Raw genomic sequence first — 20,102 nt, 5'->3', positions numbered from 1 at the left:
TGCTTTTTTTTATTTTTAAGGTGTAGTTCTAATAATGATATCTACAGGGCGTTGAGTACCATCCATACTATAAATGGCTGTAGCGGTAACTTTTACAATTGGCCAAGTTTGTAGTTTGCAATTTGGTCTTTGCAGCGCAGCATAGTAGCTATCAGATTTAAAAAATGTTTTATTGGCTTTTGCAGTATTAGGTGTCAAAAGGCGTTTGAGCCATGTTTCATTGACTTGGGTTTCAAGAAAACGTAGAGCTAAGATACTTTTTACACGATTGTTAAATAACCTCCTATTTTTAGCAATAAGCGGGTGGGTAATGAGACGGTGTATGCCGATTTGACTATGAGGCAAAATAAAATGCGGCGTAATTTGAAATACAGTTACAAATTTTGCTTGTTGGCAGATTTTTTCTAATTGCGTTACCGTTTCCTGATCTGTTCCAATAATCGCTACATTTAAATTTGAAAAATCATTTTCTTTAATTGTATTTGATAAAAGAATTTGACCAGTAAAGGCGTCAAAATCCTGAACTGAATTTTGAAAAGTAGCTGATTTGGCAACATTATTTTTAAGTTCAATACTCATTTTCCAAAAGTCCTTTTGGTTTTCATTTATGATGATTTTTTATCGTTTTAATATAAATAACCAAGCAAGTAGTTTGGGTAAAGTATTTTCAGATAGGTGGTTATCTCATGCTTGAAACTGATTCAAGCATGAGACTTTGTGTATATATTAATTGTTTGATTTTAATTGCATTAATTGAGTAAAGCTGTCTAAACGTTTATTTATATCATAGACGTCACAAGTAAAAATAAACTCATCGACTTCATAAGTAGCCAAAAGCTTTTCTAAACCTGAACGTACTGTTTCAGCTGAACCGATTTGTGCCATCGTATAGAAATTTTCAACTGAAAGTTGTTCTGCTGTGTTCCATAGTCCTTGCATTGAATTAACCGGTGGCTTCAGTTTCAAACTTTCACCACGAATTAATCCTAAAACACGTTGGTATGCGCTTGTTGCTAGGAACTGAGCTTCTTCATCTGTATTGGCAACCACAACAGGTACACCCATTGAAACATAAGGCTTGTCCAAATATTCAGAAGGTTCGAAATTTTCACGATAAAGTTCGATCGCTTGACCAAGCATGCGTGGTGCAAAATGCGATGCAAATGAATAGGGTAATCCTAGTTTCGCAGCCAATTGCGCGCTAAATAAGCTTGAACCTAATAACCAGACAGGCACATGAGTATTTTGTCCAGGAGTGGCAATAATTCTTTGGCCGGGTTGAGGCGCTTTAAAATATTGCAAAATCTCAACAACATCTCTTGGGAACTGATCTTCCGTTTCCTGATGCCCGCGACGTAAGGCACGCATAGTGACCTGATCTGTGCCGGGGGCACGACCTAAACCTAACTCAATACGATTTGGATATAAGGTTGCTAACGTACCGAATTGTTCTGCTACTACTAAGGGTGCATGGTTTGGTAGCATGATACCACCTGAACCTAAACGAATGCGCTGGGTATGAGCCGCGATAAAACCAAGTAAAACAGCTGTTGCTGAACTCGCAATTCCATCCATATTATGATGTTCTGCAAGCCAAAAACGGTCATAACCTAATTTTTCTGCATGTTGGGCGAGCTCTAATGCATGACGTAATGAAAACTCGATTGTTTTATCATCACGTATGGGAGCAAGTTCCAAAATTGAAAATTTGGTGTCTTGAAGTGATCGCATGCGATATTCTCAAAAAACGTTATATCGAAATAATACGATATAAATGGGGTGATGTATATCGGTTTTTTTCGATATAAATTTCACTCCCAAATAAAAAAGCACCGCTAGGGTGCTTTTTAATATCTGTGTACCAATTAGTGGTGTTTATACCAACCACGGTGTAAGCCATTATCATGACGATAGTAAGCGCGATCATTGTAATAGCGGCGGTCATCACGATCATAACTACTATCGTATCGACGGTCATAACGTTCATCATAGTTACGATCTTGGCCAACTTTACGACCTAAAGCAGAACCACCAGCTGCACCCACTGCTGCACCGATGTATCCACCATTTGTACCACCCATGTTTTTACCAACGGTATAACCAGCACCACCGCCTAAAGCACCACCAATAGCAGCTTCTGTACGGTTACGACGGTCACTTGCTGCAGCTGCACCACCAGCACCACCTAAAGCAGCACCAATTGTTGCGCCAGATGTACCACCGATACTTTTACCAATTGCTGTACCTACTACACTACCTAGAGCAGAAGTTGCCGCTACACGGGTACCATTATCTGCATGTGCAACTGACACCATAGAGGTTGTTGCGATTAATGCACTTGTTAACCAAATATTCATTTTCATTTTGGAACTCCATGCTCATTTTGCTGAAGAGCAATCTTTATATCTTGAGCTAAATGTAATTAAAAATTTCGTGAAAATTATGGAGAAGGGCCATGCTGATACGATAGTTTTGTGTCTGCTTTGTATGGTTTATATTAAGATGTGAATAAATCATGAACAATATATCGGGAGCGGGCAAAATTTTGCCTATAAAAAAACACCCGAAGGTGTTTTTAAGTCTATGTCTTCACTGTGATTAGTGGTGATGACGGTGTTTTTTCTTCCAGTGTTTAGAAGATCGATCATAATCGCGGTCTTTAGAAATTTTATTACCTAAAGCACCACCACCTGCCGCACCTAAAGCAGCACCGATGTATCCACCGTTTGTACCACCCATGCTTTTACCAACAGTATAACCAGCGCCACCGCCTAAACCACCGCCAATTGCAGATTCTGTACGGTGACGACGATCACTAGCAACTGCTGCACCACCAGCACCACCTAAAGCAGCACCAATTGTTGCGCCAGATGTACCACCCATGCTTTTACCAATTGCAGTACCAGCAACACTACCTAAAGCAGAAGCAGCTGCTACGTGAGTTGTGTTGTCTGCATGTGCTACAGTCATCATAGAAGTAGCTAAAACAGCACTACATAATAAAGTATTTAATTTCATCATTTACTCCATGTCCCAAGTTGCAGGACCTTATATCTTTCGTTACGGCAAATGTAACAAAACACTTCACTTCAAATGTGGAGAACCATCACTCGATTATTAGAGTTTAGTGTCTTCTTTGTATGCTTTCTATTAAAACAGGATGGAAAACCATCAATCTTATCTAAAAACTGAACAATAAAAATTAGTGAACGTAAGTCATAAGTGTTTGAGAGGGACAATATATAATTTAATAGGTTTACAGATGAAAAGAAGGTCTTTTTAAAGTTCAGGAATTAAAGGATTACATATGTCATTTAATCAGCATAATCTGTAAACTATGCGCTATTTTTATGATTTGGCTTATCTTCTTATATTTATCTAGATAAGTTTTTTGGACTTTTGAGATATTTCCTCTTATGAAAGCGTCACTCCGTTTACGACTTGATCAACTCTGTGATCGTCATGAAGAACTTACCGCATTGCTTGCAGATGCTGAAGTGATTTCCGATAACAAACGTTTCCGTAAACTGTCTCGTGAACATAGTGATTTAACTGAAATTACAGAAGTTTGGGGCAAATACCGTCAAGCAGAAGAAGACATTGAAACTGCTGAAATGATGAAGTCGGACCCCGACTTTAAAGATATGGCAGAAGAAGAAATTCAAGCAAATAAAGCATTGCTTGAAGAATTAGAAAGCCAGCTCAATATTTTGATGATTCCAAAAGATCCAAATGACTCTAATGCTGCGTATTTAGAAATTCGTGCAGGGACGGGCGGTGATGAAGCTGCAATTTTCTCAGGCGATTTGTTCCGCATGTACAGCAAGTATGCCGAGACACAAGGTTGGCGTATTGAAGTCCTTTCTGAAAATGAAGGTGAGCATGGCGGCTTTAAGGAAGTCATTTGCCGTGTAGATGGTGATGGCGTATATGGACGTTTGAAGTTTGAAAGTGGCGCACATCGTGTACAACGTGTGCCAGCAACTGAATCACAGGGTCGTGTACATACATCGGCTTTTACAGTGGCAATTCTGCCTGAAATTGATGTTGATACTAACGTTGAAATTAACCCGGCAGATTTGCGTATTGATACTTACCGTGCGTCAGGTGCGGGTGGTCAGCACATTAACAAAACCGATTCGGCAGTGCGTATTACTCACATTCCAACGGGTACAGTCGTTGAGTGCCAAGAAGAACGTTCACAGCATAAGAACAAAGCTAAAGCGATGGCATTGTTAGTATCGCGTTTAGAAAATGCAAAACGCGCAGCAGCTGATGCAGCGACTTCTGAAATGCGCCGTGATTTGGTCGGTTCTGGCGACCGTTCTGAACGTATCCGTACTTATAACTACCCACAAGGGCGTATGACAGATCACCGTATTAACCTAACTTTATATAAGTTAGATGCCATTATGGAAGGTGATTTAACTGAATTGCTCGATAGCTTACATCGTGAATATCAGGCAGATCAGCTTGCGATGCTTGCACAGGAAAATGGCGGCTAATGAATATTGCTCAAGCGCTTGCAATTCGTGGTGAGCCTGACAGTTATGAACGACAAGAAAATGCTTGGTTGCTTGAGCATTTTCTAAAAATCAATTCACTCGAATTAAAGTTTCGACTTGAGCAAGAGCTAACGGCTCAGCAAGAGCAAGACTACTTGGTTGGCCTTGAGCGTATTCAAAATGGTGAACCTTTAGCCTATGTGACAGGTTCGCAACCATTTTGGACGCTCGATTTAAAAGTAACGTCAGATACTTTAGTACCACGACCTGATACTGAGGTTTTAGTTGAAACTGTTTTAAATCTAAATTTGCCAAAGAATGCAAATATTGTGGATTTGGGAACGGGGACAGGTGCAATTGCGCTTGCATTGGCAAGTGAACGTCCGAACTGGCAGGTAACAGCAACAGATATTTATGCGCCTACGTTAGAAGTTGCAAAAGAAAATGCACAAACACATGGCTTGCAACATGTGAAATTTGCTTGCGGTGCTTGGTTTGAAGCATTAGAGCTACAACAATTTGATTTAATTGTTTCTAATCCGCCATACATTGACCCTGAAGATGAACACATGCAAGCTTTGGCAACAGAGCCGCGCCGTGCGTTGGTTGCAGACCATCAGGGATTGGCTGATATTGAAATTATTATTGCTCAAGGGAAAAACTGGTTAAAACCTCAAGGGTGGATTGTACTTGAACATGGTTATGATCAGGGGCAAGCTGTTCGAGGCATTTTCACAGAGCGTGGTTTTAGTGAGATAAAAACCATTCAAGATTATGGCCAAAATGATCGAGTCACTTTGGCACGCTGGATTTAAAGTTATTTTTGTAGCGTATCACGCCAACGTAATAACCAGTTTTCTATAAGTTTCATTAAGCTATCGGTTATTTTACCCAATAGTGCCAATAAAATAATTGCAATGATAACAATATCCGGTCGAGACGTTTCTCGGCCATCACTGAGTAAATAGCCAATCCCTTGTGTGGCTGCAATCAGTTCAGCTGCAATCATAAACATCCAAGACAAGCTTAAGCTGTTACGTAAACCCGTTAAAATGCCCGGAGATGCTGCCGGTAAAATAATAGACAAAACACGTTGAAAAGCATTGAGCCGATAAACTTTTCCAACTTCAATGAGCTTTTTATCTACATTATGAATTGCTGCAACGGTATTGGTATAAGTTGGAAAAAATGCTCCGATTGCAATAAGCGTAATTTTTGACCCTTCATCGATTCCTAACCAAAGCAATAACAGTGGAATCCAAGCAAGACTTGGGATCGATTTAATTGCTGAAAAGGTCGGTTCTAAATATGCTTCTGCCTCTTTACTTAATCCAACCCAAATCGCAAAAATTAAACCTAAACCACTTCCTATGATAAAACCGAATAGAACACGCCATGTACTAATATAAATATGGGCAAACAGGTCGCTTTGAGCTAAATCTAAAAAAGATTGCCATAAACTCGAAGGTGCAGGGAGCAGATAAGCATTGATATAGCCATTTCTGACTAAAAACTCACAACCCACTAAAAAAATGAGTGGAATGAGTAGCGCTTTAAACCACCGTGTAAATTTGTTGTTTAGATGCTTTTTCTGAGATTTTAAAGCCTGCTGAGCTAGGAAATGATTTAGCTCAGCTTTGTTAAGTGAATCACTCATATACTATTTCACGACTTTTTGAGCAAAACGTGGATCTAATAACTGATCAACCACTTGATTGACATTGGTTCCTTTTCTGACTAAGTCTTCTTCAGTCAAAATTTTCCCAGAACGTTTTAGTGCTTGTGATTGAGTTGCTGATGGGATGCTTTGATCAAAGTTGGTCCGGCTCAGTTGTAGTTTAGCCACAGGTAGAGGGAGTTTGGACTCTTGTGCTAAAAGTGCTGCTACTTTATCTGGATTGGCTTTTGCCCATTTTCTAGCTTGTTCGTAGGCTTTAATCACAGCTTCTACCGCTTCAGGGCTTTGCTTTGCAAAGTCTTCTTTAACGCTCAATACACTATAGCTATTAAATCCAACATTACGATAAAGTAATTTCGCGCCCGATTGAATTTGAGCTGAAGCCATTAATGGATCAAGTCCAGCCCAAGCATCTACTTGACCACGCTCTAATGCAGTTTTACCGTCTGGGTGTTGTAAATGAACCAATTGTACATCGCGTTTACTTAAGCCTACGGTTTCTAATGCTTGTAGTGTAAATAAGAAAGGATCTGTTCCTTTAGTGGCTGCAATTTTCTTACCTTTTAAATCTTTTAGGCTTTTAATTGGTGAGTTTTTTGAGACAACAAGGGCTGTCCACTCCGGTTGGCTTTGTACATAAACTGTTTTAATTGGACTACCATTCGCTCGGCTTAATACCGCAGCTAATCCAGCGGTAGAAGCAAAATCGATGCTGTTACTATTGAGATATTCTAATGAACGATTACTACCTTGACTAAAAACCCATTTAATTTGGGTATTGGGTAGTGCTTTTTCGAGAAGTTTTTGATCTTTTACTACCAGACTGGTTGGTGCGTAGTAAGCGTAATCAAGTTTAAGTGTAGTCGGAATTGCTGCAAAAGTAGATGAAGCAAATACGAACCCCAATGTTGATGCTAATAAAGTCTTTGGTAGAGAAAATTTTGATTTTAAAGACATGATAAAAATAGAACCGAAATAAAATAATGGATCATCCTTTCACGTGTTGAGTGGTCTATAAACTTAGTTATTTTGATTTGTAAATCAGTTTGAAAGATAAAAGTTTGAATAAAATTATAAATCTCTGTTTTTATGAATGTTATTAAGCTTTGAATGATGCATTTATCTAAAATATTGAATTTAAAATACATAAATATCATAAGTTTAAGTCTAGAACTCAAGCTTCGTTAAGTCCATTTTTATTACTTGTGTGTGGTTAAATTATCTCGATAAGCACCGGGGCTAACACCTGTCCATTTTTTAAATGCACGGTGAAAAGCACTCGGGTCATGGAAATTTAAGTCTTCACTAATGTCTTGTATTGAATCATTGCTTTTGCTTAAACGTTCAATTGCAATATCACAACGAATTTCATTTTTAATTTGTTGATAACTCACACCTTCATGTTTGAGGCGACGTTGAACAGTAGCTTCAGAAATATTGAGTTGCTGTGCCACATCTTTGAGTTCGGGCCATTGAGCAGGGTGAAGCTTTAATAAATGACGACGAATAAGAACGCTCAAGGCATTTTCATTTTTAAAGCGAACTAAAAGATTTTGCGGAGTTTGTTCTAAAAAATCATAAAGCGCTTTTTTATCTTTTTTAATTTTAATATCTAAATAGTGGGCATCAAATTCAATCTGATTTGTCTCGGCATTAAATTGTATATCTTCACAAAAGCGTACCAAATAATCTTGAATATCGTTCGGTTTTGGACAACGTACCGTAATACGGTTTAAGCCAATTCGTTGATCTACCAGCCAACACATAAGCCCATGTACTAACATTAAAAAGGTTGCGTAAGTAAACATACGTTTAGGTTGTTCACGATCACGAATGACCAAATAAGCTTTTTCTTGTTCTCGAATTAACTCTCCACGAATATCATCAAGCACAAAATTAAAAAAATTCAAAATATCGTAGAGAGCCTTTTCTAAAGTTTCAGCCGTACTGACGAGTTTTGTAAGTAATTTATAGCTGCCACGGCGCATAGGGTGGCTATCCATACCAAAAAACTCGTCGTTCATGGCATTGGCAAGTTCTATCCATAATTGTGCATACGTTGCTACTGGAACACGCGCTTTGGATGTCATGAGTAATTCAGTAGGAATACCAGCTTTATTCAAAATAATTTGAGTATTTAGCCCTTTGGCATAAGCCGCACTTAATGCTTCATGTACCAGTGCAATCGAAATTGTTCCTTTACTTAAAGAAGATTGGACAACCATGTCAAAGACTCATTTTTTTACGTATTTCAAGTGAAATATTTCATATTCAAAATTTGGATTGATCAAAAGCTGCAAGCATTTTGAGGTTTTTTGAAATTGTATCGGAAAAAAACAACTTTTACTCTCACTACTAAGGTTAAAGAACATTTCTATAGGACGTTACATAATGAAAATTCAAGGAAAACATTTTGTGATTACAGGTGGCGGCTCTGGTTTAGGAGCTGCAACGGCTGAGTATTTGGTAAAGCAGGGTGCCTCAGTCACGTTGGTTGACATGAATGTAGAAGCAGGTGAGCAGCAAGCAAAACAGCTAGGGTCAAAAGCTGACTTTGTAAAACTTGATGTAACCGATGAAGTTGCTGCTGAACAGTTCTTTAAAGATGTGTTGGTTAAACATGATCATTTGCATGGTTTGGTTAACTGTGCAGGTATTGGCCCTTCTGCAAAAGTAGTTGGCCGTGAGGGTGTTCATGACTTGGGATTATTTGCAAAGACTTTAAGTATTAATGTCACAGGTACATTTAACATGCTGCGTTTTGCAGCAGATGCCATGAGCAAAAATACAGTTGAAGAAGGTGAAGAGGACCGTGGCATCATTGTTAACACTGCTTCTGTTGCAGCATTTGACGGTCAAATCGGACAAGCAGCTTATTCTGCATCAAAAGGCGCTATTGTGGCGATGACTTTGCCGATCGCTCGTGAGCTAGCGCGACATGCCATTCGTATTATGACCATTGCACCGGGAATTATGGAAACTCCAATGCTTAAGGGTATGCCACAAAATGTACAAGATGCTCTGGGGCAAATGGTTCCGTATCCATCTCGTTTAGGAAAACCAGAAGAGTTTGCTCGTTTGGTTGCCCATATTGCTGAAAACTCATATTTAAATGGTGAAGTCATTCGTTTAGATGGTGCAATTCGTATGGCAGCAAAATAATAAATTAAGGATGTTGAAATGATTCTAAATGCTGAACAAAGTATGGTTCAGGAGATGATGCGTAACTATGCGCAAAATCAGTTAAAACCAACTGCTGCACATCGCGATAAGACTCATGAATTTCCGGCTCAAGAATTAAAAGACTTAGGCGCCCTAGGCGCTATGGGGATGACTGTGCCCGATGAATGGGGCGGTGCTGGAATGGATTATGTATCTTTGGTACTCGCAATTGAAGAAATTGCTGCAGGCGATGGTGCCATTTCGACAATCGTCAGCGTACAAAACTCTTTGATTTGCGGTATTACACTGGCATACGGTTCAGAGCAGCAAAAACAAACCTATTTGCCAAAGTTTGCCTCTGGCGAATGGCTGGGGTGCTTTTGTTTAACTGAGCCACATGTCGGTTCCGATGCGAGCGCGATTTTATGTAAAGCCGAGCGAGATGGCGACCATTGGGTGCTCAATGGTGTAAAGCAGTTTATTACCAGCGGTAAAAATGCCCAAGTGGCTTTGGTGTTTGCGGTTACAGATAAACAGGCTGGCAAAAAAGGCATTTCGTGCTTTCTTGTACCTACGAATACACAAGGTTACTTGGTCACTCGTATTGAAGACAAAATGGGTCAACATGCTTCGGACACCGCAACCATTACGCTTGAAGACTGCCGAATTCCTTTAGAAAATTTGGTGGGACAAGAGGGAGAGGGTTATAAAATTGCACTATCTAATTTAGCGGCCGGTCGTATTGGTATTGCGGCTCAATCTGTTGGTATGGCAAGAGCTGCTTTTGATGCTGCCGTGCAATATGCAAACGAGCGTAAGGCCTTCGGTGTAGAGCTGGTTCAGCATCAGGCGGTTGGTTTTCGCTTAGCCGATATGGCAACCCAAATTGAAGCGGCACATCAGCTAGTTTTGCACGCGGCAACTTTAAAAGATGCGGGGCTACCTTGTTTAAAAGAAGCCTCAATGGCGAAACTCTTTGCATCAACTATGGCTGAGCGAGTATGTTCGGATGCCATCCAGATTCATGGCGGTTATGGCTACGTCAGTGATTTTCCTGTTGAGAGAATTTATCGGGATGTCCGTGTAAGCCAGATTTATGAAGGTGCTTCAGATATTCAACGTTTGGTGATTGCTCGCGAAGTGGCTCAAGTTTAGGTCATAAAGTATTGAGTTTTTAAACTTAAAACTGCAAGAAGCCGCACATCATGTGCGGTTTCTTGCAATTGAAATGATACATTTTTGCTATTAGTTTTATTTGAAATAGATGGAAAAGTTGAAGAAATATTCTTCGAGCTTTAGCTAAAACAATAACAGTCAGGACAGATTTTGTGGTCTTACACAAAATCAATCATCAAACGGAATGAAGGTGAGCATCATGAAAACTTTGGCAGAAGCTTATCAGCAATTTGATCTTGCAAAACTCATTGACGAGCAACTTGTTGGGCATCCCCAAGCAATAAATGCTTATGTTGAGTGCTGTGAGCGTTATATAGGAAAAAATAAAACAGCGCTTATTTGGGAAGGAAAAAACGGACAGACAGAGCACTATACGTTCGAACAACTTGCTGAGCTTTCTGGAAAACTTGCCAACTTCTTTAAAGCACAAGGAATTCAAGCTGGAGATTGTATTGCAGGACTTCTACCAAGAACGCCTGAGTTATTAATTACAATTTTGGCAACGTGGCGTATAGGCGCTATTTATCAGCCTTTATTTACTGCCTTTGAAGCAAAATCGATTGATCACCGTATTACGACTGCTCAAACTAAATTGATTGTGACCAATGATGAACAGCGCCCTAAACTGAATACTTTGAATGTTCCGGTTATTGTCACTGTTCATCAGACTGGTCCTTTGTCTGAGCATGACTTCGATTTTTGGCAATCTTTACAGCGCTATTCTAAGCAATGTGAGCCAGTAAATCGTAGCTTTGAAGATGACTTTTTAATGATGTTTACCTCTGGTACAACTGGACTTGCGAAATCTGTACCCGTTCCACTAAAAGCAATTTTGGCATTTAAAGGTTATATGACCCATGCTGTCGATTTGCGTGAAGATGACATGTTTTGGAATTTGGCAGATCCGGGCTGGGCGTATGGCTTGTATTATGGCATTACCGGGCCTTTAAGCTTGGGGCATAGCATTATTATGGATGAGCGCTCATTTAATGTAGATCAGGCAATAGAGTTAATAAAAAAATATAAAATAAGTAATTTAACTGGTTCGCCAACAGCATTTCGTATGTTCTTTGGATTTAAGGAAAAATTTGACCCTTCAATTAAACAACATTTACGCGTAGTCAGCAGTGCAGGTGAGCCATTAACTCCTGAGGTTGTGAACTGGTTTAAGCAAGATTTAGAGGTCAATATTTTTGATCAATATGGCCAAACTGAGCTAGGGATGGTGATTGCAAATCATCATGCGCTTGAGCATCCATTAAAAGTAGGTTCAGCTGGTTTCGCAATTCCTGGACATCGTTTTGCGGTGTTAGACCAAAATTATCAAGAATTGCCAACAGGTGGTATTGGTATTTTGGCAATGGACTCGGAGCAATCTCCATTGATGTGGTTTAAAGGTTATGGTGGTAATAATCGCAAAGCCTTTGTTGGTAAGTATTATTTAACAGGTGACACGGTCACTTTAAATGAACATGGGGGCATTGATTTTGTAGGGCGTGCTGACGATGTCATTACAACATCAGGCTATAGAGTGGGACCATTTGATGTTGAAAGTACTTTATTAGAGTGTGAGGCGGTATTAGAGTCAGCAGTAATTGGTAAGCCAGATCCGGAACGAACTGAAATAGTAAAAGCTTTTGTGGTACTTAAGCCAGCTTATCAAGCGTGTGAAACATTAAAAGATAAGTTACAGCAATATGTTCGTAACCGTTTATCTCGTCATGCTTATCCAAAAGAAATTGAGTTTGTGGACAGTCTACCGAAAACCACGAGCGGAAAAATTCAAAGAGGACTGTTGAAGCAGCAAGAAATTGCAAAAATGCAGCAAGCCTACGCAAGCTAATTTGAACAAAGGGAAATATTTAGAATTTCCCTTTATTCTTTATATTAAAGATCGGCTTTCACTTCCTCGCCAATTAAATAAAATGTTCCACCAGCAATATAGTGCAGGCTACGAAGTTCTTTTGGTGCATCTTGAAAATGCCAGTGCCCATCTCTAAAAACGCGACTATCTGCCCATGCACCTACAACAGAACCAATAAATAGGTCATGAGCTGACTGATTATGCGGTTCTGGAATAAGTTTACAAACCAGCCATGCGATACAACCTGATACAAGTGGACTGGTCAGATCTTTTTGATAAAACAGCTCAACCCCGCAGTGTTCAAGTTTGTGTGGGTCATCTAATTTACTAATAGTGCCAAGTTGCTTGGTCATATTGAGCTGTGCATAGCAAGGAACTTGTAGGGTGAAGTAACCACTTTGCTCAATAAGCTGTCGAGTTTTCGTACTTTTATCTAAAACGACGGTCACTTTAGCAGGCTTAAACTCTAAGGCACATGCCCATGCGGCAGCCATTACATTGCGGTCATCACCATGTTGCGCCGATACAAGGACAGTTGGGCCATGGTTTAATAAACGATAAGCTTTTTCTAACTCTACAGGTGCAATATATGATTGGGACATATTTAGCCTAAGTAATACAGAAAATGGATTGTTCTATTGTTGCAGAAAGCGTGTGAGAAGTAATGTAATGGGGAGTTAACTGAATAAAAAAGTTGTTTCCATTTTATAGCTTTCCTAATGACGAACTTAGTCATAAAATCACTTGGCTTCTAAGTGAAAGGATTAACGTGTGACCGAGCTTCAAGATATCGATTTTGTAGAGTTAAGTGATGAAGAAATGCATCTCTATAGCCGTCAGATTTTACTTGATGGATGGGATATTGAAGCTCAGGAAAAACTCAAACTTGCCAATGTGCTGATTGTGGGTGCTGGTGGCATAGGCTGTAGCAGTGCAGAACTACTTGCACGAGCAGGAGTTGGAAAAATTACACTCATTGATGCAGATACCATTGAGATAAGTAATTTACAACGACAAATTGCGTTTGGTCATGAAGATATTGGTCGCTATAAAGCTGAAGTTCTAGCAAAACGGTTACAGAAAATTAACCCTTATATCTGTGTTGAATACTTTAATGAACGTTTAGACGAACATAACATTGATAGACTTGTTGAACACCAAGACGTCGTTTTAGATGGCTGTGATAACTTTACAACTCGCTATTTAGTGAATAGTGCTTGTAAAAAGCATCAGGTCGCATTAATTAGTGCTTCTGCAATTGGCTTTCAGGCGCAAATGTTTATGGTTGAAGGTGATTCAGCTTGTTATGAATGTTTATTTCCAAAAGAACAGCATGACAATGAAGGCCTTCGCTGTGCAGAGTCAGGAGTGCTTGCAACGACTCCTGTAATGATAGCGTCATTACAAGCACATCACACTTTACTTTATTTAGGGCGTAATCGCACTCCTCTGAAACAAAAACTGTTACTTTGGGATGGATTAAATATGTCACAACGTATTGTTAATTTTGATAAAGATATAAATTGTCCACTTTGTCAGGCAAGCTAATCAGCAAATAAGGCAAAATTTGCTACACTTGAGACGAATATTCTGGTTCTAAAGAAATATGAAAAAAAATATTTTATTTGATGGATTGCGCTCAGTTGCCCGTATCGGTGAAACCGCAGTGGTTGCGGCTAAAGCTGGTATTAAGTACGCAACTGATAAGCCAAGTAATGCCAAACTCATGCGTGAGACTTTTGAGTCGCTTGGCTCAACATATATTAAGCTTGGTCAGTTTATCGCGAGTACACCATCGCTATTCCCACGTGAATATGTAGAAGAATTTCAAGGTTGTTTGGATCAGACTCCAACTCTGCCATTTAGCTATATTCAAGGCGTACTTGTCTCTGAATTTGAAGGGCGTGATTTAAGCGAGATTTTTAGTTATATCGATGAAAAACCTTTAGCTTCTGCTTCAATTGCTCAGGTTCACGCAGCTAAACTAACGACAGGTGAAGATGTCGTTATCAAAGTACAAAAACCTGGCGTAGAAACTATTTTATACACTGACTTAAATGTGGTGCATTGGGCTGCAAAGCTGCTTGAACGTGCAGTCCCTAAAATCAAGTTTGCTGCTCTTTCTGACATTGTTGATGAAATTAAAACTCGTATGGTGCGTGAAGTCGATTTCATTGAGGAAGCCCAGAACTTAGATGACTTTGTGGAATATTTAAATATTTCACAAAACCAAGCTGCGACAGCCCCTAAAGTTTATCATCAGTTTTCTACACGCCGTGTTTTGACCATGCAGCGTTTATATGGTGTGTCTTTGACAGATTTTAGTGTCGTGAAACAATATGCTAAAGATCCGTCACAAGTACTCATTACTGCCATGAATACATGGTTTGGTAGTCTTATGCTCTGTAAGAGTTTCCACGCTGACTTACATGCTGGAAATCTAATGTTGCTTGAAGATGGCCGAATTGGTTTTATCGATTTCGGTATTGTGGGTCAGTTAAAACCAGAAGTCTGGACAGCATGTATCGCGTTTATGGATGCTTTGCAAAAGACTGATTATCAGGCTATGGCTGAAAATATGCTCAAAATGGGTATGACCCATAACAAGGTCGATGTTCAGGTTTTAGCTCAAGATTTAGAGCGTTTGTTTAATGGCGTATTAATGGCCGATCCACAGCAGATTCTGTCTACTAATCCTGCCGATTTAAACGACATTATGATGGATATGGTGGGTGTAGGTGAACGCCACGGTATTAAATTCCCTCGAGATTTTGCCTTGTTATTTAAGCAAATGCTTTATTTCGATCGTTTTATGCGCGTACTCGCACCATATACTGATATTTATGCAGACCAACGTTTGAAAATGGTTCAAAATATGGAACCTGCTTCGTTGTTAAAGCACTAAGGTCAGTTTAAATTTATGGATGCCATTATTATTGAAGGCTTGAAGGTTGAGACAGTGATTGGCTGTTTTAACTGGGAAAGACAAATCATTCAACCTTTAATGTTGGATTTAACCATCCATAATGATTTGAGCCGAGCTGCAGCGTCTGACAAGCTTGAGGACACACTCAACTATGCCCAGATTTGTGAGTTATCGGCTCAAACCATTCAGCAAGCCAAACCTGAGTTAATCGAGCACGCAGCTCATCTAGTTTTGCAATGTTTATTTGAAAACTTTCCAACAATTGAAAAAATTACCATAACCATCCGTAAGCCAGCCATCATTGCAGAAGCTAATGCTGTAGGAATTCGTCTTGAACGCACCAGAAACAATTTTTGCACTCGCCCTAGCGAGTAATTTAGACGCAGCACAACACTTTACTTTTGCGTATACGCAATTAGCAACTTTGGGGAAAGTGCAGTTTTCATCTGTTTATCAAATTCCATGCCGAGATGGTATTGGAGATGATTACTGGAATTCAGCATGTCTATTAAAAAGCACTTTATCATCTGAACAAATTGAATCTTTTTTAAAGAAACTTGAGTCAGATTCTGGACGTGTTCGACCATCGCATCATATTTCTTTAGATGTAGATTTGATTGCATGGGGAAATGATCTGGATCATATGCAATTTAATTCTAAAAAATTACCTTTGGCACTCGATGTAAAAATTCCTTTATATGAACTTTGGCATTGTGAAAGACTAAAGGCTGATAGTACGCTTTACCCAGTTGTTAATTTTAAATTTTAAGGTCTTTCAAACTAAATTTTACGCAAAATTTACGCGGCCTTTGAGTTCCTCAATAGAGAATTTACGAGCATTTTACCGATACTGAAATCCACTAAATTAGTGTTACTTCAGGACAATAAAGATGCTTATAAATTCTCAAATGCGCATCTTGCATCAGTCTGGCATAGTCTTATGCGGACTAAAAACAAATGATATTTCCCCATCTCTCCTTATTTCCATTTTGGCAAATCAAGCCAAGGGGTATAGAGGAGAATAGCCATGTTAGAACTTATCCTTGTTTTATTTATTGCTATTTTTTTAGCATGGTGCCTCAGCAAATATCTATCCAAAGTGATGGCAAATCAGCCGATGGTGGGCGATGGATTATTTCGTTGGATTGAAAATCCTGTCTATCGATTGTTAGGTATATCTCCGCAACAACAAATGAACTGGAAACAATATTCTTTAGCATTTGTTGTTAGCTGTATTTTTTTAGCTGTAGCAGTTTTTGCTATTTTTATGACGCAAGCATGGCTGCCATTAAACCCAAATCATGCACCAAATATGAGTTGGGATTTAGCATTACATACGGTTATTTCATTTTTAACCAACACCAACCAACAGCATTATTCTGGTCAAGCTCAATTATCTTATTTGTCGCAAATGACAGGTATTGTAGGTTTGCAAGTCATCACACCAATGATGGGATTAGCTTTAGTTGTTGCGACCTTAAGAGCTTTCTTTTATCAACGTCCTAGCCATATTGCGGCTGATGTTGCTGAACAGCCAGATCAAATTTTAATTGGTAACTATTGGGCAGATGTAATACGCCCTACAGTCCGGTTCTTGCTTCCTCTGTGTTTTGTTTGGTCATTGTTGCTTAACAGCCAAGGCGTGCCAGCAACTTTTCAGGGTGGACCGGAAGTACAGCTTATTGATAAAGCGAATACAGTACAAACCCAAAAAATTCCATTAGGTCCAGTTGCACCCATGATTGCTGTTAAGCAATTGGGTAGTAACGGTGGCGGCTGGTATGGTCCAAATAGTTCTGTGCCTTTAGAAAATCCAACGCCACTATCTAATTTATTAGAAATGATAGCGATTTTACTCATTCCAATTACAGTCGTTTTTATGGTGGGACATTTTACTCGACGCAAAAAATTTGCCTATTTTGTGTTTGGTAGCATGCTTTTCATGTCGGTTATTTCAGGTGCAGCAGCTGTCTGGTCTGAAAGTATGTCATCGACAGCATCTCAAATTGCAGTAATGGAAGGTAAAGAGCAACGATTTGGACCAGCAGCATCAGCAGTTTGGGCTGCGCTGACCACACAAGTGAATAATGGTTCGGTCAATATGATGCACGATTCTTCTGCGCCGCTTACTGGGCTGGTTGAACTCATTAATATGTTGATTAATGCCATTTGGGGCGGTGTGGGCTGTGGTCTGCAACAGTTTATGATTTATCTGTTACTCGCTGTATTCATTGCAGGCTTAATGACAGGTCGTACACCTGAATTGTTTGGACGCAAAATTGAAGCAGCAGAGATCAAGTTACTTGCGATTATTATCTTAATTCAGCCTCTTATTATTCTGGCTTTTACAGCCTTGAGTCTTAGTATTCCGGGATTATCAGGTATCACAAACCCTGGACCACACGGTATTAGCCAAGTGTTCTATGAATATGTTTCTGCGTTTGCCAACAATGGTTCAGGTTTTGAAGGCCTTGGAGACAACACCGTATGGTGGAATGTCACTTGTAGTCTTGCTCTTCTTTTAGGACGCTTCCCGACATTAATTTTGCCATTAATGATTGCGACACGTTTAGCAGCAAAAAGAAAAGCACCCGAAACAACAGGTAGCCTTCAGGTTGAAACTCCAACCTTTGCCTTAACGCTGATTACGATTGTTGTATTGCTTACCTTATTACAATTTATGCCAGTTCTTGTCCTTGGGCCAATTGCCGATCAACTGTTGTTGGTTAAAGGCTAAGGAGGCGAGTGAAAATGAATACACAAACTCATATAAATAGCCATAAAACAACTGTGGTAGTACCAAGTTTTGAAGTTTGGAAAAATGCTTTTGTAAAATTGCTACCCCAGCATGCAATTAAAAATCCAGTCATGGCAATTGTATGGCTTGGAACAGTAATCACTGCTCTAAGTACCTTAATGGGATATGCCACACTGGTATTCGGTTTGGTCGTCACAGCAATTTTGTTCATTACGATTTTATTTGCTAACTATGCTGAAGCGGTTGCAGAGGCTAGAGGTCGTGGACAGGCATCTTCATTACGTGCAGCAAGAGAAAACTTGACTGCTCGAAGACTTAATTCTTTGACAGACCGCCAAGCAACTCAAGTTGCAGCCACTGAACTTCATTTGAATGATTATATTGAAGTTCATGCAGGTGAGCTTGTTCCAGCCGATGGTGAGATTGTAGAAGGCTTTGCGACCATTAATGAATCGGCTGTTACAGGTGAGTCTGCACCTGTGCTACGTGAAGCTGGAACTGACCGTTCAGGTGTTATTGGTGGGACTAAAGTTCTTACAGATCGTATTGTTGTGCAAGTGACTGCGGAATCTGGTCAAAGTTTCTTAGACCGTATGATTGCTTTGGTTGAAGGCTCAAATCGTCAAAAAACACCAAATGAGATTGCACTTGGCTTCTTATTAATGGTGATGACAATTACCTTCTTAATTGTTGTGATTAGCTTGCCGTTTATTGCTCATTATTTGCATATTGAACTTGATCCAGTCGTGCTGGTTGCGCTGTTGGTCTGCTTAATTCCAACAACCATTGGTGGCTTGTTACCTGCGATTGGTATTGCGGGTATGAACCGCGCGCTCAAAGCCAATGTTTTGGCGAAATCAGGTAAAGCAGTAGAAGTTGCGGGTGATATTGATGTGCTTTTACTCGATAAAACAGGAACCATTACTTATGGTGACCGTCAAGCGACTTCTTTTTATCCTTTAACTTCTGTAAGTGAGTCGGAGTTGAGAGCTGCTGCTTGGGTAAGTTCACTTGCCGACCCAACACCAGAAGGGAAATCGATTGTTAAGTTAGCAAAAGAACAAGGTTTAAAACAGCAAGAACCTGAGCAAGCCGAATTTATCTCTTTTAGTGCTTCGACTCGAATTTCTGGTGTGAATTTACCGAATGGTGAGCAAATTCGTAAAGGTGCTTTAGATGCAATCTTGAAATTTGTAGATGAAGATTATTCTCAAGATTTAGAGTTAAAAGCACGTGTTGAACAAGTTGCTAAAAAAGGGGCAACACCGTTGGTTGTTGCAAATCAACATCATGTATTGGGTGTGATTGAACTCTCTGATGTAATTAAACACGGTATTAAAGAACGTTTTGCTCGTTTAAGAGAAATGGGTATTAAAACTGTCATGGTCACAGGTGATAACCCATTAACCGCTGCTGCGATTGCTGCTGAAGCGGGTGTAGATGACTATATTGCCGAAGCAAAACCAGAAGATAAACTCGCTTGTATTCGCACCGAACAACAACAAGGTCGTTTAGTTGCGATGGTCGGTGACGGAACCAACGATGCGCCAGCACTAGCACAAGCCGATATTGGCTTAGCCATGAACTCGGGTACACAAGCTGCAAAAGAAGCCGGCAACATGGTTGATTTAGACTCTGACCCAACCAAACTTCTTGCTGTGGTTGAGATTGGGAAACAGCAACTAATTACCCGCGGTGCTTTGACAACATTTTCGTTAGCAAATGACGTCTCTAAATACTTTGCCATTTTGCCTGCGTTGTTCGCTGCTGCGATTCCACAAATGCAAGTATTGAATGTGATGCATTTAGCTAGTCCAAATAGCGCGATTTTATCTGCATTAATTTTTAACGCGATTATTATCCCGCTATTAATTCCAATCGCACTCCGTGGCGTGAAATTTAAACCTTCAACTGCAACTCAGTTACTACGTCGAAATATGTTGATTTATGGGGTGGGCGGTGTGGTTCTACCATTCATTGCCATTAAAGCGATTGATGTTGTTATTGTTCAATTATTTGGTTTGTAATCTGGA

19 protein-coding genes are annotated in these 20,102 nt (G+C 39.7%); 11 read left to right on the top strand and 8 right to left on the bottom strand.

Features of this window, described 5'->3' with window-relative positions; all coding sequences use genetic code 11:
- Positions 1–15: 15 nt before the first annotated feature.
- The 4 genes from J576_RS13410 to J576_RS13395 all read right to left on the bottom strand — a co-directional run bounded on the left by J576_RS13410 (position 16) and on the right by J576_RS13395 (position 3,018).
- Complete coding sequence (locus J576_RS13410) at positions 16–579, bottom strand: NAD(P)/FAD-dependent oxidoreductase (protein ID WP_002049112.1); 564 nt, start codon at positions 577–579, stop codon at positions 16–18.
- Positions 580–726: 147 nt separating this feature from the next.
- Positions 727–1,731: an LLM class flavin-dependent oxidoreductase gene (locus J576_RS13405; RefSeq protein ID WP_002049066.1), complete on the bottom strand. Its 1,005-nt coding sequence runs from the start codon at positions 1,729–1,731 to the stop codon at positions 727–729.
- Between the two features lie 134 nt (positions 1,732–1,865).
- Positions 1,866–2,363 carry a hypothetical protein gene (locus tag J576_RS13400; protein ID WP_033855630.1) on the bottom strand — a complete coding sequence of 166 codons (498 nt, stop codon included), beginning with the start codon at positions 2,361–2,363 and terminating at the stop codon, positions 1,866–1,868.
- A gap of 235 nt (positions 2,364–2,598) precedes the next feature.
- Entirely contained in the window at positions 2,599–3,018 is a 420-nt protein-coding gene (locus tag J576_RS13395; protein WP_002049123.1) for a glycine zipper domain-containing protein, read from the bottom strand.
- Positions 3,019–3,416: 398 nt separating this feature from the next.
- Between J576_RS13395 and prfA the strand changes: the two genes are divergently transcribed.
- Entirely contained in the window at positions 3,417–4,505 is a 1,089-nt protein-coding gene (prfA, locus tag J576_RS13390) for a peptide chain release factor 1 (protein WP_033855629.1), read from the top strand.
- Entirely contained in the window at positions 4,505–5,320 is an 816-nt protein-coding gene (prmC, locus tag J576_RS13385) for a peptide chain release factor N(5)-glutamine methyltransferase (RefSeq protein ID WP_002049331.1), read from the top strand. Before prfA ends, prmC begins: the two co-directional genes overlap by 1 nt.
- A gap of 2 nt (positions 5,321–5,322) precedes the next feature.
- Here prmC and J576_RS13380 read toward each other — a convergent pair whose 3' ends face one another.
- The 3 genes from J576_RS13380 to J576_RS13370 all read right to left on the bottom strand — a co-directional run bounded on the left by J576_RS13380 (position 5,323) and on the right by J576_RS13370 (position 8,408).
- Entirely contained in the window at positions 5,323–6,162 is an 840-nt protein-coding gene (locus J576_RS13380) for an ABC transporter permease (protein WP_002049132.1), read from the bottom strand.
- A 3-nt stretch (positions 6,163–6,165) separates the two neighbouring features.
- Positions 6,166–7,140 carry an aliphatic sulfonate ABC transporter substrate-binding protein gene (locus J576_RS13375; RefSeq protein ID WP_002049177.1) on the bottom strand — a complete coding sequence of 325 codons (975 nt, stop codon included), beginning with the start codon at positions 7,138–7,140 and terminating at the stop codon, positions 6,166–6,168.
- Between the two features lie 242 nt (positions 7,141–7,382).
- On the bottom strand, positions 7,383–8,408 hold the full coding sequence (locus tag J576_RS13370) for an AraC family transcriptional regulator (protein WP_002049325.1): 1,026 nt from the start codon (positions 8,406–8,408) through the stop codon (positions 7,383–7,385).
- Between the two features lie 166 nt (positions 8,409–8,574).
- Between J576_RS13370 and J576_RS13365 the strand changes: the two genes are divergently transcribed.
- From J576_RS13365 to J576_RS13355, 3 genes are all read left to right on the top strand, one after another.
- Positions 8,575–9,345 carry a 3-hydroxyacyl-CoA dehydrogenase gene (locus tag J576_RS13365; RefSeq protein WP_002049321.1) on the top strand — a complete coding sequence of 257 codons (771 nt, stop codon included), beginning with the start codon at positions 8,575–8,577 and terminating at the stop codon, positions 9,343–9,345.
- Positions 9,346–9,363: 18 nt separating this feature from the next.
- On the top strand, positions 9,364–10,500 hold the full coding sequence (locus J576_RS13360; protein WP_000602467.1) for an acyl-CoA dehydrogenase family protein: 1,137 nt from the start codon (positions 9,364–9,366) through the stop codon (positions 10,498–10,500).
- 220 nt (positions 10,501–10,720) lie between these two features.
- Positions 10,721–12,364: an AMP-binding protein gene (locus tag J576_RS13355; RefSeq protein ID WP_002049335.1), complete on the top strand. Its 1,644-nt coding sequence runs from the start codon at positions 10,721–10,723 to the stop codon at positions 12,362–12,364.
- A 44-nt stretch (positions 12,365–12,408) separates the two neighbouring features.
- Here the strand turns inward: J576_RS13355 and J576_RS13350 are convergent, their stop codons facing one another.
- Positions 12,409–12,987: a flavin reductase family protein gene (locus tag J576_RS13350; RefSeq protein WP_002049089.1), complete on the bottom strand. Its 579-nt coding sequence runs from the start codon at positions 12,985–12,987 to the stop codon at positions 12,409–12,411.
- A 169-nt stretch (positions 12,988–13,156) separates the two neighbouring features.
- Between J576_RS13350 and J576_RS13345 the strand changes: the two genes are divergently transcribed.
- The 6 genes from J576_RS13345 to kdpB all read left to right on the top strand — a co-directional run bounded on the left by J576_RS13345 (position 13,157) and on the right by kdpB (position 20,096).
- Positions 13,157–13,933: a HesA/MoeB/ThiF family protein gene (locus J576_RS13345; protein ID WP_002049236.1), complete on the top strand. Its 777-nt coding sequence runs from the start codon at positions 13,157–13,159 to the stop codon at positions 13,931–13,933.
- 58 nt (positions 13,934–13,991) lie between these two features.
- Positions 13,992–15,290 carry an ABC1 kinase family protein gene (locus tag J576_RS13340; protein WP_002049079.1) on the top strand — a complete coding sequence of 433 codons (1,299 nt, stop codon included), beginning with the start codon at positions 13,992–13,994 and terminating at the stop codon, positions 15,288–15,290.
- A 15-nt stretch (positions 15,291–15,305) separates the two neighbouring features.
- A complete protein-coding gene (gene folB, locus J576_RS13335; protein WP_002049220.1) occupies positions 15,306–15,686 on the top strand; it encodes a dihydroneopterin aldolase in 381 nt (126 codons plus the stop codon).
- A complete protein-coding gene (locus J576_RS13330) occupies positions 15,643–16,080 on the top strand; it encodes a 2-amino-4-hydroxy-6-hydroxymethyldihydropteridine diphosphokinase (RefSeq protein WP_002049298.1) in 438 nt (145 codons plus the stop codon). The genes folB and J576_RS13330 overlap by 44 nt, the downstream gene beginning before the upstream one ends.
- 258 nt (positions 16,081–16,338) lie before the next feature.
- Positions 16,339–18,048, top strand: coding sequence for a potassium-transporting ATPase subunit KdpA (kdpA, locus tag J576_RS13325; protein ID WP_002049068.1), 1,710 nt, complete (start codon positions 16,339–16,341; stop codon positions 18,046–18,048).
- 8 nt (positions 18,049–18,056) lie between these two features.
- Entirely contained in the window at positions 18,057–20,096 is a 2,040-nt protein-coding gene (gene kdpB, locus J576_RS13320; RefSeq protein ID WP_081400904.1) for a potassium-transporting ATPase subunit KdpB, read from the top strand.
- Positions 20,097–20,102: the final 6 nt, after the last annotated feature.

This window comes from Acinetobacter sp. 766875, assembly GCF_000582055.1.
GTDB lineage: Bacteria > Pseudomonadota > Gammaproteobacteria > Pseudomonadales > Moraxellaceae > Acinetobacter > Acinetobacter nosocomialis.
This window is presented reverse-complemented; position numbering and strand designations above follow the sequence as displayed.